Annotated in this window: 12 protein-coding genes; 5 read left to right on the plus strand and 7 right to left on the minus strand. The window is 73.8% G+C overall.

Annotated features, from left to right (window positions below; all coding sequences use genetic code 11):
• Positions 1 to 698 (plus strand): hypothetical protein (locus tag E1200_RS21515; RefSeq protein WP_207933476.1); only part of this gene is annotated, 698 nt, incomplete at its 5' end.
• Positions 699 to 715: 17 nt separating this feature from the next.
• On the plus strand, positions 716 to 2,203 hold the full coding sequence (locus E1200_RS21520; RefSeq protein ID WP_131953858.1) for an FAD-binding oxidoreductase: 1,488 nt from the start codon (positions 716 to 718) through the stop codon (positions 2,201 to 2,203).
• Here the strand turns inward: E1200_RS21520 and E1200_RS21525 are convergent.
• Positions 2,200 to 3,051, minus strand: coding sequence for a hypothetical protein (locus tag E1200_RS21525; protein WP_131953859.1), 852 nt, complete (start codon positions 3,049 to 3,051; stop codon positions 2,200 to 2,202). The two genes, E1200_RS21520 and E1200_RS21525, sit on opposite strands and share 4 nt — an antisense overlap.
• A gap of 135 nt (positions 3,052 to 3,186) precedes the next feature.
• Here E1200_RS21525 and hisN point away from each other — a divergent pair, with 135 nt between their 5' ends.
• Together hisN and E1200_RS21535 are read left to right on the plus strand one after the other, a co-directional pair.
• Complete coding sequence (gene hisN / locus E1200_RS21530; protein WP_131953860.1) at positions 3,187 to 3,990, plus strand: histidinol-phosphatase; 804 nt, start codon at positions 3,187 to 3,189, stop codon at positions 3,988 to 3,990.
• 148 nt (positions 3,991 to 4,138) lie between these two features.
• Positions 4,139 to 4,330 (plus strand): hypothetical protein, encoded by a 192-nt coding sequence (locus E1200_RS21535; RefSeq protein ID WP_131953861.1) that lies wholly within the window; start codon positions 4,139 to 4,141, stop codon positions 4,328 to 4,330.
• A gap of 30 nt (positions 4,331 to 4,360) precedes the next feature.
• On the opposite strand, the gene E1200_RS21540 is transcribed toward E1200_RS21535, so the two are convergent.
• Together E1200_RS21540 and E1200_RS21545 are read right to left on the minus strand one after the other, a co-directional pair.
• Positions 4,361 to 5,785 carry a carboxylesterase family protein gene (locus E1200_RS21540; protein WP_131953862.1) on the minus strand — a complete coding sequence of 475 codons (1,425 nt, stop codon included), beginning with the start codon at positions 5,783 to 5,785 and terminating at the stop codon, positions 4,361 to 4,363.
• A gap of 90 nt (positions 5,786 to 5,875) precedes the next feature.
• Positions 5,876 to 6,508, minus strand: a complete 633-nt coding sequence (locus E1200_RS21545; RefSeq protein WP_131953863.1) for a TetR/AcrR family transcriptional regulator — start codon at positions 6,506 to 6,508, stop codon at positions 5,876 to 5,878.
• Between the two features lie 104 nt (positions 6,509 to 6,612).
• Here E1200_RS21545 and E1200_RS21550 point away from each other — a divergent pair, with 104 nt between their 5' ends.
• Positions 6,613 to 7,473 carry an oxygenase MpaB family protein gene (locus E1200_RS21550; protein ID WP_131953864.1) on the plus strand — a complete coding sequence of 287 codons (861 nt, stop codon included), beginning with the start codon at positions 6,613 to 6,615 and terminating at the stop codon, positions 7,471 to 7,473.
• Between the two features lie 78 nt (positions 7,474 to 7,551).
• Here the strand turns inward: E1200_RS21550 and E1200_RS34440 are convergent, their stop codons facing one another.
• The 4 genes from E1200_RS34440 to E1200_RS21565 form a co-directional block, all read right to left on the minus strand.
• Positions 7,552 to 8,361, minus strand: coding sequence for an SDR family oxidoreductase (locus E1200_RS34440; RefSeq protein ID WP_207933477.1), 810 nt, complete (start codon positions 8,359 to 8,361; stop codon positions 7,552 to 7,554).
• Complete coding sequence (locus E1200_RS34445; protein WP_207933478.1) at positions 8,358 to 9,713, minus strand: cytochrome P450; 1,356 nt, start codon at positions 9,711 to 9,713, stop codon at positions 8,358 to 8,360. The genes E1200_RS34440 and E1200_RS34445 overlap by 4 nt, the downstream gene beginning before the upstream one ends.
• A 106-nt stretch (positions 9,714 to 9,819) precedes the next feature.
• Positions 9,820 to 12,786, minus strand: coding sequence for an alpha/beta fold hydrolase (locus tag E1200_RS21560; RefSeq protein WP_131953865.1), 2,967 nt, complete (start codon positions 12,784 to 12,786; stop codon positions 9,820 to 9,822).
• Between the two features lie 55 nt (positions 12,787 to 12,841).
• Positions 12,842 to 14,491 carry an AMP-binding protein gene (locus E1200_RS21565; RefSeq protein WP_131953866.1) on the minus strand — a complete coding sequence of 550 codons (1,650 nt, stop codon included), beginning with the start codon at positions 14,489 to 14,491 and terminating at the stop codon, positions 12,842 to 12,844.
• Positions 14,492 to 14,751 lie beyond the last annotated feature (260 nt).

The raw sequence follows: 14,751 nt of genomic DNA on the forward strand, positions 1-14,751 counted from the left end.
GCCCCGGGCAGCGGGACGTGACGCTGCAGCCCCCGCCCGCCGAGCCGACCGCCGAGACGCCCGCCGGGCCGCCCGCCTCTCCCGCACGCGGGCGTCCGCCGTGGCAGCTGATCGTCCCGGCGGCGGTCTTCACCGCCGCGCTGGCCGCCGCCGTCGTCACGGTCGTCGCGTTCACCTCGCAAGGGCAGGACCCTGGGAGGGAGAACCGGGCCCGTGGGACGACCTCCTCCCCCGCCGCGCCGGGCGGCGTGCCCGACGGGTACCGCCGGTACCAGGGGCCGGCGTTCACCGCGGCCGTGCCCGAGGGCTGGAAGGAGGAGGGCTCCGGCGACGACGTGACGTTCACGGACCCGGCCCAGGGAGTCAAGCGCGGGGTGAGCATCCAGCGCGTCGCCTCCAGCCCCCAGGGGGACCTCGCGGACGGCCTCGCGGACGCGGCCCAGAAGACGCAGGACGATCCGGACTACCCCGGCTACCGGCAGGAGAGTTTCAAGCGCGACGTCCCGTACCAGGGCGGCCGGGCGGCCGAGCTCCAGTTCACCTTCGCCAGGGACGGCGTCCCGACCCGCGTGCGAGTGCGGGTCTTCGAGCTCGGCGGCGCCGTCTACCAGGCCATCCTGATCGGCGACCAGCAGCACTGGGACGAGGGCGTGCCGTACTACGAGACCGTCCTCAGGACGCTGCGGGGCCCGTCCTGACCCGCGGGGCCGGGCGCATGGACCGGCGGGCGGTGCTCAGGACGGCGCTGATCGGCGGCCTGGCCGCCGCCGGCTGCTCCGGCGGGGAACCGCCCGCGCCCGGCGCGCGGACGTCCCGTCCCCGCCCGACCGGCCCGGCCGATTGGAACGCCCTCGCCCGCGGGCTCGACGGCCGGCTGATCCGCCCGTCCGACGCCGCCTACGACCGGGCGCGGCGCCTGTACATCCCGCGCTTCGACGACGTCGAACCGGCGGGCATCGCGTACTGCGAGACCCCGCAGGACGTCGCCGAGTGCCTCGCGTTCGCGACGCTGCGGCGGATGCCGTGCGCGGTGCGCTCCGGCGGCCACAGCTACGCGGGCTGGTCGACGGGCGGCGGGCTCGTCATCGACGTCTCGCCCATGGCGGCGGTGAAGCGCGACGGCGGCCACGCGGTCGTCGGAGCCGGGGCACGGCTGATCGACCTGTACGGCGGGCTCGCCGGGGCGGGCGTGAGCGTTCCCGCGGGCACCTGCCCCACGGTCGGTGTGGCCGGGCTGACGCTGGGCGGCGGCCTCGGAGTCACGTCCCGCGCGTACGGGCTGTCGTGCGACGTCCTTGAGTCGGTGGAGCTCGTCACGGCGGACGGGCGGGTCCTGACCTGCGGCCCGGAGGAGAACGCCGACCTGTTCTGGGCGTGCCGGGGCGGGGGCGGCGGCAACTTCGGCGTCGCGGTCTCGTTCACCTACCGGACGCACGAGACCGGCGACGTCACGCCGTTCTCGATGCGCTGGCCCTGGGCGCGGGCCGCCGCGGTGCTCCGCGGATGGCAGCGCTGGGCGCCGGCAGCGCCCGACGAGGTGTGGACGAGCCTGCACCTCAACACCGATCCCGGCGCCGGGACGCCCACGGTCGAGGTGACCGGTGTCGCCCTCGCGGACGCCGCCGCGCACATGGACGCCCTCGCGGCGGCGGTGGGCGCCGACCCGGACTCGTCGGACGCCCGGTCCCGTCCGCATCTGGACGCGATGAAGTTCATGGGTGGCTGCGCGGGCCGGACCGTCGAGCAGTGCCACGCGCAGGGCACGCTGCCCGGCCAGCGGCCCGGCGGGAGCTTCCCCAGGGCCGACTACGCCGGGAAGTCCCACATCGCCTACCGGCCCCTGCCGGACGCCGCCGTCGGCACGCTGCTCGCCCGCTTCGAGCGGGGCAACGGCGTCGCGAACCGCTCAGCGCTCATGGACGCCATGGGCGGCGCGATCGCGCGCCTCGGGCCGGGCGACACGGCCTTCCCGCACCGCAGGGGCCTGTTCTGCGTCCAATACCTGGCGCCCGACACGGCATGGCTCCGCGCCGCGCACGCGTCGATGGAGCCCTACATGCGCGGCGCCGCTTACGTGAACTACATCGACCCCGACCTCAAGGACTGGGCCCGCGCCTACTACGGCCCCAACCTCGGCCGCCTCCGGAAGGTCAAGGCCGCGCACGACCCGGGGAACCTGTTCCGCTTCCCGCAGGCGCTCTAGTCATCCGCCGGCTCGCCGAACAGGCTGCGCGCCCGCGCCTCGGCCTCGTTGAGCGCCTTGACGTGCTCGGGCGCGAGCTCCTCCACGCAGCGGGTCATCTCCTCGGTGACCGCGCTGAACGCGCTCTCCTCCGCGCCCCGCAGCGCCGCCCGGACGCTCGCGGACCTGGCGCCGAGCGCCGCCCACTCCAGCTCCAGCCGCGCGACGGCCTCGTCGAACGCGTGCGACGTCGCGGCCCCGGCCTCCTTCAGCTCGTCCGGAACCGGCCCGCGGCCCGCCTTGCGCGCCTGGCCCGACAGGGCCGAGATGCGGCTGGCCAGCGTCAGCCCCTCCCGGGCGAGCGGCAGCACGTCGTGGATCAGGCCGGTGACGGCCTTGGCGAGCTCCTCCACCCGCGTCAGCAGCGTCTGCGTCGCCTCCTCCAGCGCCCCGGAGGTGCGTGCGGCGACCCGCTCGGCGACGTCCCGCTGCCGCCTGGACAGCACGGGGACGACGTCGCGGTCCAGCCGGCGCCGCAGCTCCCGCTCCCGCGCGGCGTGGTCGCCGGGCCCCGTGCGGTCGGCCCAGTCCGCCCAGACCCGCTCCATGCGCTGCTCGCCGGACGCGGCGATCTCCGCGGTGATCTCGTCGAGCGCCTCGGCGGCGCGGGCCTTCAGGCGTTCGACCCGCTCGTAGAGCGCCTCCCGCTTGAACGGCTCGTTCAGCTCGTTGAGCTGCGCCTGCAGCCGGCGGGAGACGTCGATGGCGTGCTCGGCCAGCGGGACGAGGCGGTCGGCGAGCTCGTCGAGGGTCGCGGCCCGGCGCGGGTCGGTCAGCTCGGCCACCCACGCGGGAAGGTCGTGCGGCATGGCCCCATGCTGCCACCCCCGCGCCCCCGGAGCGGCCCGCTCCGCCCGGCGCGCCCGTGGCGGTCGGCCGAAAAGCCGGTAACCGCACGGGTACCCGTGTCTGCGGAACGGGCGATCAGGGTAGCGTTGCACGCCGTGGCGGGCTATTCCGATGACCTGCGTCTCGCGCACGTGCTGGCGGACGGGGCCGACGACATCACGAGCAGGCGTTTCCGCGCCCTCGATCTCGACATCGAGACCAAGCCGGACCTCACCCCGGTGAGCGACGCGGACCGCAGCGTCGAAGAGCAGATCCGCGGCACGCTGAAGCGGGCGCGCCCGCGCGACGCGGTGCTCGGCGAGGAGTACGGCAGGACCGGGTACGGCAACCGCTGCTGGATCATCGACCCGATCGACGCCACGAAGAACTTCGTACGGGGCGTCCCGGTCTGGGCGACGCTGATCGCGCTGATGGAGAACGACGAGATCGTCGTCGGGGTGGTGTCGGCGCCCGCGCTGAACCGGCGCTGGTGGGCCGCCCGCGGCGGCGGCGCCTGGACGGGCCGCAGCCTGACCCGCGCCACCCGGATGCAGGTCTCGTCGGTGGCGGACCTGTCGGACGCCTCGCTGTCGTTCTCCAGCCTCAGCGGGTGGGAGGAGCAAGGGCGTCTCGACCGGTTCCTGCACCTGACCCGGTCGGTGTGGCGGACGCGGGCGTTCGGGGACTTCTGGTCGCACATGATGGTCGCCGAGGGGGCGGTCGACGTGTCGGCCGAGCCCGAGGTGTCGCTGTGGGACCTCGCCGCGCTGCAGGTCATCGTGGAGGAGGCCGGCGGCATGTTCACCGACCTGTCCGGGGTGCCCGGCCCGGACGGCGGCAGCGTCGTGTGCACCAACGGCCTGCTGCACGCCGACGTCCTGCGGACGCTGGGCGGGGGTCAGCTCTCGCTGCGCATCTGAGCCGACCGCCCGCCGCGGGCCGCCCGCCGCGGACCACCCGCTGCGGACCACCCGCTGTGGCCATCCGGGGGACTCGCGACATATCGTGGAACAGCGGTCACCCGGCGGCCGTTGTACAGATCGGGCGGCCCGTAAACGGAGGTATCAGATGTCGACCCAGACAAAGTTCGTGATCGGCGGCGTCGTCGTCGGCTTCCTCACCCTGTTCATCTTCCCGTGGTGGCTGACGACGCTGATCATCCTCGGCGTTCTCGGGGTGCCGCTGGCCGGCTACCTGATGCTCGACCCGTCGCAGCGCCGGCGCGTGCGCGCGCAGGGCCGCAAGCGGCTCGGCAGCTGACCCGGCCGCCCGCCCGGTCCGCTCGGCCCGCTAGGGCCAGAGCCGGCGGTCGCCGCCGCGGGGATCCTCCACGACCTCGTCGGCGGGTCCGTCGAAGACGTTGACCGCGCGGGCGGACGGATCGAACCGCCGCCAGCCCGGGTCGCCGTGGGCGGCGAAGTCCGTCCAGGCGCGGTGCATCCGGTCGGCGAGGTTGTCGAACACGAAACCCAGCTCCAGCGCGTGGCAGGCGCCCAGATCGTGCATCGGCGACCGCCACGCGAACTCGTACATCCACGTCCCCCCGGTGCCGCCGGACGCGGCGTGCCCGGCGGCCGCCCGGTGGGCGGGGACGCGGAACAGGTGGTCGGTGATGATCGTCGCGAGCAGCTCGCCGGGCGTCTGGTCCGGGTGGCGGTCGCGGTAGGCGGCCGGCAGCTCCGGCGGGACGCCCATCGCCGTGGCGACGGCGCCGACGAGCTCGCCGGTGAGGCCGCCGGCCAGCCCGGTCGGCATCAGGAACAGCCGGAACTCCTCGGACGTGTAGCCGATGAGCAGGTCGACGTCCCGTCCGGCGCCGGCCGCGATGGCGTCCTCGGGGCGGCGGGCCAGCAACTCGCCGTCCAGCACCGGGGTCAGCGACATGCCGCCCGCGGCGGTGGTGGCGCCCCAGCGGCCCGGGTCGGGCAGCGCCGACACCTCGGCGGCGACGGCCGACTGCACCGGGATGATCGCGGCCGGGTCGAGCGCGGCGAACGCCTCGGCGGTCGGCTCCACGCCGAGCCGGGCCGCCATCTCCTTCGTGACGAGCATCGCGTCCGCCGGGTCCTGGGCGATGGAGCCCGCGCCGCTCTGCGCGATCGCGCGGCGGAAGAGCCCGAGGTCGAGCGACAGCAGGGTGGTGACGCTCATGGCGCCCGCGGACTCCCCGAACACCGTGACGCGGCCGGGGTCGCCGCCGAAGCCCGCGATGTTGTCGCGGACCCACTCCAGCGCGGCGATCTGGTCGAGCAGCCCCCGGTTGAGCGGTGCGCCCGGCAGATTCGCGAAGCCCTCGACGCCGAGCCGGTAGTTGACCGTCACGCAGACGACGCCGTCGCGGGCGAAGGTGTGGCCGCTGTAGACGGGCACGGCCCCGGAGCCGTTGCGGAAGGCACCGCCGTGGATCCACACCATGACCGGAAGCCCCGAACCCCCGGGATCGGGCGTCCAGACGTTGAGGTTGAGGCAGTCCTCCCCCGGGATCTGCGGGTCGGGCAGGAGGGTGTCGTACGGCTTGGGGTAACCGGGCTTGGGCGCGGTCGGCCCGTACTCGACGGCGTCGCGGACGTCGTCCCACGGCTCCGGCGGGCGGGGCGCCTGGAAGCGGTTCGGCCCGAACGGGGGCGCGGCGTAGGGGATGCCCAGGAAGGCGGCGACGCCGTCCCGCGCGATGCCGCGGACCTTCCCGTAGGACGTCTGAACGATCGCCTCCATGCCCCGCCTCCCACTTCTAGAACAAAGTTCGAACCAGGGTAGTACGGGACGGGCCGGATGGGACGGGACGAGCCGGATGGCAGGGGCCGGTCAGCCCTCCCCCGGGCGCAGCATCCGGGTGAGGTAGTCGCGGGCGAAGGCGCGGATGGCGTCCTCGTCCTCCAGGGCGAGGCCGCCGCCGGGGACGAGGAGCAGCGACACCGCGAGCCGCAGCAGCACCTCGGCCACGGTGTTGTGGTCCTGCGGGTCGTCCGGGCGGGCGCGGCGGAGCCGGTCGGCGAGGATGTCGCGGGCGGCGAGCATCACCGCGCCGCCGTTCATGCTGAGCTGCGGGATCACCGCCTCGGGCTCGCTCTCCAGGACGCGCGTCATCAGCGGGTGCGTGCGGGCGCTCTGCAGGCCGGTGACGAAGCCCTCGACGACCGCGTCCTCGGGGGACGACAGGTCTTCGGTGGCCTGCGCTATCGCGGTGAGGAACCGGCGGCACTCCCGCAGGATCACCGCCTGGAGGAGCTGCTCCTTGTTGCTGAACCGCCGGTAGATGGTGGTGCGCGCGACGCCGGCCCGCTTGGCGACGTCCTCGACGCTGACCCTGCGCAGGCCGTAGGTCTCGAACTCGGTGAGCGCGGCGTCCAGGATCCGGGTGTCGAGGTCGTCGGCGTCGGCCTCCGGTGCGGCCAGCCGGGCCCGCAGTCCCTCGGCGGCGGTCGCGTGCAAGGTCATAGCGGCACCCTAACCGGCTCGGGCACCCGCGTCGTGCTAACGGGCGCGACACAGTTACAATATTCGTCGTTCTGTACTTCTCGCTGCGACTCCCGGCGGTGCACATGACGGACCTGGCCGAGACCCCGACCCCCACGCCCCTCGGGCCCGGCTCGCTGACCTGGCGCTACTTCGGCGACACCCGGATCGCCCTGGTGGGCCCCCGGGCGGCCGTGCTGCAGAACATGCTCCCCGAGCTCGGGCAGGGCGTCCTCGACCACTCGGTGTTCTTCTCGGAGACGTTCGCGCGGGTGAAGCGGTCCGCGGGCCCGATCCTGAACACCGTGTACGGCGCGGAGCGGTCCCCCGAGACGGGCCGGAAGGTGCGCGACTACCACCGCGACATCAAGGGCACGATGCCGGACGGCTCCCGCTACCACGCCCTCGACCCCGAGACCTACTACTGGGCGCACGCCACGTTCCTCGACAACATGCTGTACGGCGTCGAGACGTTCATCCGGCCGCTCGGCGAGGACGAGAAGCGCCGCATCTACGAGGAGTCCAAGACCTGGTTCCGGATGTACGGGGTCAGCGACCGGGCGATGCCGGAGGACTGGGAGGCGTTCCAGGCGTACTGGAAGCGGATGCTGGACGAGGTGATCGTCCCCCACAAGACCGCCCGGTACGGCGTCGGCTACGTCAAGAAGGGGCTGCCGGCGCCGCCGAAGGTCCCCGCGCCGGTGTGGCGCGCGGTGTCGCCGCCGCTGAACGCCGTCGCCCGGTTCATCACGGTCGGCGGGTGCCACCCGCGCATGCGCGAGCTGCTCGACCTGCCGTGGAGCGAGGCCGACGAGCGCCGCTACCGGCGGTTCGCGGCGGCGGTCCGCGCGGGCAACCGGCTGTGGCCGCTGCTCCCCGAGGCCGTCCGCTACGTCCCGCAGGCCCGCCGAGCCTTCCGCAAGGCCCGCCGGCCCCCGACCCGTTGACTTGCGGCGTGTTGTTGTTATGGAGCGCTTCATAACAACAACACGCCGCAAGTCAACGAGTGGCGGTTCGGGGGGAGGTTACGAGGTCGCACGGATGCGGGCGTCGTAGTCCTTGCGCGCGTCCGGGTCGTAGTCCAGGAAGATCGTGTCCAGGCCCAGGCGGCGTGCCACGGCCTTCTGCACCCGGTCGGGGAGCAGGGCGCCGACCCTGATCTGGCGGCCGAGCCGCTTCGGGACGACGATCTGCGGCCGCGGCCGGCCGATCATCGCCACGACCGCGGCGGCGATCTCCTCGGGCTCGCAGTTGCGCTGCCCCTTCGGGCTGCGCGTCCCGGCGACCAGCTCGGTGTTGGTGAACGTCGGCAGCACGGCGCCGACCCGCACGCCGCGTCCTTCGACCTCCAGCCGGGTCGCCTCGGTGAACGCGACGATCGCGGCCTTGCTGGCGTTGTAGAGGGCCAGGCCGGGGGTGAACATGATTCCGGCCACGGACGCGATGTTGACGACGTGCCCGTCCCCGCGCGGCAGCATCCGGTCGAGCGCGAGCTTGGTGCCGAGCATCACGCCGTGCACGTTGATGTCGATGCAGCGGCGGGCGTCGGCGTCGCTCTCCTCGGTGACGGGCCCGATCGGCATGATGCCGGCGTTGTTGACCAGGACGTCGAGCCGCCCGGCGGCCTCCTCGGCCCGGTCGAGGAACGCGGTGAACGACTCGCGGGAGGTCACGTCCACGGCGAGGCCGGTGACGCCGAGCGCCTCGGCGGCCTCCTTGACGGCGGTCTCGTCGATGTCGCCGATGACGACGGTGTCGCCCTTCTCCTTCAGCGCCCGCGCGGTGGCCAGCCCGATGCCGCGCGCGGCCCCGGTGATCGCGACGACCTTGTTCACGGGCTCTCCAGGCGTTCGAGGCGGACGGGCAGGCCGTCCTTCGGTGACGGCAGCGACGTGGTGTCCAGGGGCCACTCGTAGTTCTCGGGGACGCTCCAGCGGTACCGCTGCAGGACCTGGTGCAGGATCGTCTTGACCTGCATCCCCGCGAAGTACATGCCGATGCACTTGTGCGCGCCCCCGCCGAACGGCGCCCACGCGAACTTGTGGACCTTGTCCTCGCGGCGCTCCGCGGAGAAGCGCTCGGGGTCGAACCGCTCCGGCTCGGGCCACCACTCGGCCATGTGGTGGTTGCTGAGCATCGGCACGACGACGAGGGAGCCCGCCGGGATGTGGAAGCCGAGGATCGAGGTGTCCTTGACGACCTTGCGCGGCAGCGCCGGGACGGGCGCGACCATCCGCAGCGACTCCTTCATCACCATGTCGTTGCCGGTGAAGTGGTCGAGGTCGTCGTAGCCGGGCTGCGCCTTGCCGAGGGCCAGGGACTCCTCGCGCAGCCGCTCCTGCCACTCGGGGTGCTTGGCCAGGTAGTACGCCATCGAGGTCATCGTGATGGTGGTGGTGTCGTGCGCCGCCATCAACGCGAAGATCATGTGGTTGACGACGTCCTCGTCGCTGAACCGCTCGCCCTCGTCGGTCTCGGCCTGGCAGAGGGCGGCGAACAGGTCGTCGCCGCCGTCGCGGCGCTTGGCGGGCAGGTGCCGGTAGAAGAACTCCTCCAGCACCTTGCGGGCCTTCAGCCCGCGGGACCAGCGCAGGCCGGGGACGGGGAACCGGACGTAGGCCGTGCCCGCCCGGACGGCGTCGATGAACGCGCCGTTGACGCGGTCGCGCTCGGCGTCGTCCAGCTCGATCCCCATGAAGACGTCCACGGCGAGGTCGAGCGTGAGCTGCTTGATGTGGTCGTAGAACTTGAAGCCGGCACCGGGCCGCCACGCCTCGACGCCCTTGACGATGCCGGGCGCCATCGTCTCCATGTAGGACTGGAGCCGGGGGCGGGTGAACGCCTCCTGCATGATGCGGCGGTGGTGCAGGTGCTCCTCGAAGTCGAGCAGCATGATCCCGCGGGTGAAGAACGGGCCGATGAAGTAGCTCCACGCGGGCCCGTTCGCGAACGCCTTGTCCCGGTTGACGAGGACGACCTGGGCGGCCTCGGGGCCCTGGACGGTGACGGTCCGCTGCCCGAGCAGCCATCCCCAGGCGACCGGGCCGTACTGGTCGTAGCGCTTGCGGGCCATCCCGATCGGGTCGCGCATCACCGCGAGGGTGCTGCCGATGTACGGGATGCCGGGCACGCCGGGGACCGGCTTCAGGCCGCTGCCCTGCGGCGGCGGCGCGAGGACGCTCGTCATGACCCCTCCGGGACGCGTGCAACAAAAGTCCGAAATCTGTTGCTTTGTTGTAACGCAGGGGACGCCCGTAAGTCCAGGCTTGCGGGCGGTGAATTACGACTCCCGGTCAGCGCGCTTCGCGGCCCGCGGGGGCGGCGAGCAGCCGGCGCCGCGCGGCGTCGGTCAGCGGCCGGTACGCGCCGGACCTGGTGCGGTGGTAGGTGCGGCCGTCGCCGGCGGGCGGGACGCCCTCGTCCCGCAGCGCAGCCGTCCGCAGCCGCCCGCCCGGCGCGCGGGGGACCTCGTCGACGACCCGGACGATCGCGGGCCGCAGCTCCGGCTCCACGCGCAGCAGGGCCTCCGAGAGGTCGAGCGGTTTCAGCTCGCCCCCGTCGCGGACGCTCACCGCCGCGGCCACGATCTCCGTCTCCCCCGCCGGGAGCCCGTAGACGGCCACGGTGTCGATGTAGGGCAGGTCGCCGAGCGCGTCGCGGATCGGGCCCGGCGGGACGATCCGCTCGGCGGTGCGGATCAGCTCCGTCTCCCGCCCGGCCATCCAGAAGTCGCCGTCGGCGTCCCGGCGGAACAGGTCGCCGGTGATCGTCCAGGCGTCGTCGGGGTCGAAGACGCCGCGCACGGTACGGGTCTCGGCGCCGGCGCCGGGCTGCCGCGACCGCGCGAGCAGCATGCCGATCTCGCCGGGTTCGCACTCGACGGCGAACCCGTCCGGCCCCTCCTCCAGCCGCCCGCGCTCCAGGTCGTAGCGGGCGAGCCGCACCTCGGCGCTGCCCGGCAGCGGGCGGCCCAGCGACCCGGGCTTCCTCCCGCTCAGGTTCACCAGCACCGACTCGCCCTCGGTGGAGGCGTAGAACTCCAGCACGCGGGCGGGCGCGAACCGGTCCTCCACGCGCCGCCAGAGGCCGCGCGGCATGCCGGAGCCGATGAACAGCCGGACGGCGTGGTGCCGTTCGGCGGGGTCCGGCGGGGCCTCGGCCAGGTCGCGCAGCAGCAGCCACGTGTAGGACGCGACGGTCACGCCGTAGCGGCGCGCCTCGTCCCAGAACGTCGCGGGGTCGTAGCCGCCCGCGAGCGCGAGCCGGGCCTCGCCGGCGACGGCGCCGCCGAGGCTCATCAGCAGCGCGGACGGGTGCTGGAGCGGCGTGATGCTGTACACGGTGTCGGACGACGACAGCGCGGCGGACGACGCCGTCCCGAAGGCCGCCAGGGCCCAGCGCCGGTTGGTGATGCGGCTGGCCCGCAGCAGCCCGCCCTCCCCCGTGAACACGACGAACGCGAGGTCGCCGGCCCGCCCCGGGTTCGGCCGGTACCAGCCGGGAACCTCGACCTGCTCGGGGTCGATGGCCTCCATGTCGGTCAGCGGCCCGCGGTCGGCGCCGCTCACCCGGCCGCCCACCCCGCCGAGCACGTAGCCGTCGACGCCGTCCAGCTTCGCGGCCCGCGCGGCGTGCTCGGGGTCGGCGATGACGCGGGTGACGCGGCCGAGCCGCGCCTCGGCGTCCGGGTCGCCGTCGGGGCGCAGCAGCACCGCGACGGCGCCGAGCCGGCTCAGCGCGGCGACCAGCGCCAGCGCGGTCGGCCGGGTGCCCATGAGCACGCCGACCGCGTCGCCGCGCCGCACCCCGATGTGGATCAGCCCGCGGACGACGGCGTCGATGCGCCGCTTGGCGGCGTCGTGCGTGTGGCCGCGCCCGTTGTAGAGGAAGAACACCTCGTCGGGCCGGCGCCGGGCCTGCTCGTCCAGGAGCAGGCCCATGGACACGCGGGTGTCGGGCTGGATGCGTTCGAGCCGGGCCAGCCGCGGCAGGTTCCGCGCGGCCTGCCCGGTGAACTCGCGGGTACCGTGCACGGCCCGCGCGGCGGTGCGGATCGCGGAGCGGGCGGCCCCGGCGCCGACGCCCATCGCGAGCTGGAGCCCGTACCCGGCGGGCCCGCCGGGCAGGTCGGCCGTGGCCGCCTCCTCGTCGCCGGTGACGGGCACGACGAGGTCCGGCAGCTCCCCTTCGCCCGCGCGCCACTTCGCCCACGCGGCGACGGCGGGCCACGTCCGCGCGATGGCGAGGCTCCCGACGACGAGGCCGAAGTGCCCGGCGGGGAGCGACGCCTCGTACACCTGGGCGCGCGGCGCGGCCCGCCGGATCCCGCGGACCATGGCCGGCCCGGCGATCTCGTCGACCTCGCCGACGAAGGTGAGCACCGGGCAGGTGATGTCGGCCAGCGTGACGGGCCGGTCGCCGATGACGAAGCCGCCGGTGAGCATCCGGTTGTGCTGGATGAACTGGCGGATGAACTCGGCGAGCGCCGGGCCGGGCCACGACACCCAGCCCTCCCGTTCCAGGAACCGGCGCTGCCGCTCGCGCGGCGCGAGGCGCTCCCGGTCGTGCAGTTGCAGGATGAAGTCGATCCGCGACCGCACCGACTTCACGGGGCTGAGCGCCTGGAACCCGAGCCGCGTCACCCATCCCGGCACGGCGAACCCGCCGAGCAGCGCGTCGGGGACGCGTTCCACGCCCTCGGACGCGAGCCAGCCCGGCAGCCCGAACGGGAGCCCGACGCTGGTGTCGGCGGGGCTCCCGAACGTCACGACCGACGCGACGCCCTCGCTGCGCCGGTACGCGGCGGCCTGGTAGACGAACATGCCGCCCTGGGAGTACCCGGCGAGGTGCACGTCCCGCCCGGTCGCCTCGCGGATCCGGTCGACGGCGTCGCTGACGGCGAGGACGTGGTCGCCGACCGTCCGCTCCAGGCCGCCCGGTTCCCGCTCGGGCGCGCCGAAGTCGACCACCCACGGGTCGGCGCCGCGGTCGCGCAGGACCCGGACGGCGCTGACCCGCGAGGAGATGTCGTACACCTCCGCGGTCATCATCAGCGGCGGGACGAGCAGCACCGCGGGCCCGCCCGCCGACCCCGGGAAGTAGTGCCGCAGCCGGTACACCCGCTGCTCGGTCACCACCTCGCAGGGCGACGCGTCCTCGTCGGTGTCGAACCCGCCGAAGCGGGCGACCTCAAGGGCGTTCTGGGCGGTGGAGCCCAGGCGGGAGCCCAGGCGCAGGAGCGTTCTGGCTACGGGCGGCATCGGCACCTCTCACGGCGTCAGCGCCATCGTGTCGCGCCGCGACGGGCGTGCGCAATCAGGAGACGATGCGCGCACCCTCCATCTTCCCGGACTTCAGCCGCTCCCACATGTAGCGGCGGCGCGGCTTGCCGCTGGAGGTCCGCTGGATCAGCCCGGTGCCGACGATGATCGTCAGCTCGACGTCGTCGCCGAGCCGGCGGCGCAGCATCTCGCGGACGGCGGGCGCCCACGCCTCGTCCTGCGTCTCGGCGAACAGGGCGAGGCCCTTGCGCCCGGCGTCCGGGACGGCGACGGCGGCGATGCGGCCCTTGCCGAGCCCGCTCACCTCGGCGATCTTCGCTTCGAGGTCCTCGACGTAGACGGACCGGCCGCGGACCTTGATGCTGTCGCCCATCCGCCCGAGGACGAAGAGCTGCCCCTCATGGAAGAACCCGGCGTCCCCGGTGAAGACCCGCCCGTCGATGAACCGCGTCGACTTGGCCTCGGCGCCCGCGTAGTAACCCGGGCAGGCCGACGCCCCGCCGACGACGATCTCACCGAGCAGCCCATCGCCCAGCTCGGTGCCCTCATCGTCCACGATCGCGACCGGCACGTCCCCCTCAGGCGCGCCGCATCCGACGACCCACCCGGCCTTCGCGCCGAGCGACTCGGGCCCCAGCCGGTGCTGGTCGAGGATCCGGACGGGCTCGCCGAACGCCAGCGACTCGGGGTCGGGCCGGACGGCGAGCGGGGGCCGCTGCTCCCCGTCCATGGTGACGAGCAGCGTCGTCTCCGCCATGCCGTAGGCGGGCTTGAACATCGTCCGCGAGAACCCGTACGGCTCGACGAGCTGCGCGAACACCTCCAGGGCGTGCGGGTCGATGGGCTCGGCGCCGATCAGCGCCATCTTCCACCCCGACAGGTCGAGGCCCTCCAGCTGCTCGGGCTTGATGCGCCGCGCGCAGTACGAGTACGCGAACGGCGGCGCGGCGGTGTGCCTGGCCTCGGCGAAGAGCCGGATCCAGCGCGCGGGGTCGCGGATGAAGTGGTCGGGCCGCATCAGCCGCAGCATCCCCTGCCGCGCGATGGGCGTGATGAAGGTTCCGATGAGGCCCATGTCGTGGTAGAGCGGCAGCCAGGTGGCGACGACGTCCCCGTCCTCGTAGCCCGACATCCGCACGATCAGGTCGGAGTTGGCCTCCAGGTTCGCCCAGGTGACCATCACACCGCGCGGCGCACCGCTGGACCCGGACGTGAACTGCAGCAGGGCCAGCTCACCGGCCGGCTGCACCTCGGCCTCGTCGGCGGCCTGCCGCGGGTGCCACGGCTTGCCGCTCATGCCCGCCTCGGCCATGGCCCGGCCCGCGTAGTCGGAGAGGTCCTCGGACGCGACGACCAGCGCCGGCGACGCCTGCCGCAGGATCGCCGCGACGTGCGCGACGTAGTCGTCCCCGTCCTGGAACAGCGGGGGCGTGATGAGGCACACGGTCGCGCCGGCCGCCCACACCGCGTAGTAGGTCTCGATGCACGTGAAGTCGGTGGGCAGGATCAGGCAGACGACGTCCCCGGGCCGCACGCCCTCCTCGATCAGCGCGGCGGCGGTGCGCCGTGCGCCGGAGGCCAGCTCGCCGTAGTCGCGGAACTCCCAGCCGCCGTCGTCGGCCGCCAGGTGAACGCCACGTCCGCCGTTCGGCTTCTCCAGCCAGTCGCGCAGCGCAGATGCCATCGTGTCCCTTTCGCGTCGCCCACCGCCACCAACGTGACTCGCGGGTAACTTCACCAGGATGGCGCGTCGCAGTCAACCGACTCGCTCAGCAAAGAGACCGGGTGGTCATTTGGAGACGTCCCACAAGGCGTTCAGCCCTGCCGGGACAGCCTCTTCCGCGCCCCCGCCACAAGGGTCGAGGCACGCCACCCGAGCAGCGTGAGCGCCAGGAACCCCGTGGCAACGACGACGAACGGAAGAGCCGCCCCGTCCCCGGACAG

The sequence above is a fragment of the Actinomadura sp. GC306 genome, from assembly GCF_004348665.1.
In the GTDB taxonomy this organism is placed as follows: Bacteria; Actinomycetota; Actinomycetes; order Streptosporangiales; family Streptosporangiaceae; genus Spirillospora.

Bases quoted from the DNA above. Each gene is read 5' to 3' on its own strand.
- E1200_RS21520 (WP_131953858.1), top strand. From the start codon at position 716: ATGGACCGGCGGGCGGTGCTCAGGACGGCGCTGATCGGCGGCCTGGCC.
- E1200_RS21525 (WP_131953859.1), bottom strand. From the start codon at position 3,051: ATGCCGCACGACCTTCCCGCGTGGGTGGCCGAGCTGACCGACCCGCGC.
- E1200_RS21535 (WP_131953861.1), top strand. From the start codon at position 4,139: ATGTCGACCCAGACAAAGTTCGTGATCGGCGGCGTCGTCGTCGGCTTC.
- E1200_RS21540 (WP_131953862.1), bottom strand. From the start codon at position 5,785: ATGGAGGCGATCGTTCAGACGTCCTACGGGAAGGTCCGCGGCATCGCG.
- E1200_RS21545 (WP_131953863.1), bottom strand. From the start codon at position 6,508: ATGACCTTGCACGCGACCGCCGCCGAGGGACTGCGGGCCCGGCTGGCC.
- E1200_RS21550 (WP_131953864.1), top strand. From the start codon at position 6,613: ATGACGGACCTGGCCGAGACCCCGACCCCCACGCCCCTCGGGCCCGGC.
- E1200_RS34445 (WP_207933478.1), bottom strand. From the start codon at position 9,713: ATGACGAGCGTCCTCGCGCCGCCGCCGCAGGGCAGCGGCCTGAAGCCG.
- E1200_RS21560 (WP_131953865.1), bottom strand. From the start codon at position 12,786: ATGCCGCCCGTAGCCAGAACGCTCCTGCGCCTGGGCTCCCGCCTGGGC.
- E1200_RS21565 (WP_131953866.1), bottom strand. From the start codon at position 14,491: ATGGCATCTGCGCTGCGCGACTGGCTGGAGAAGCCGAACGGCGGACGT.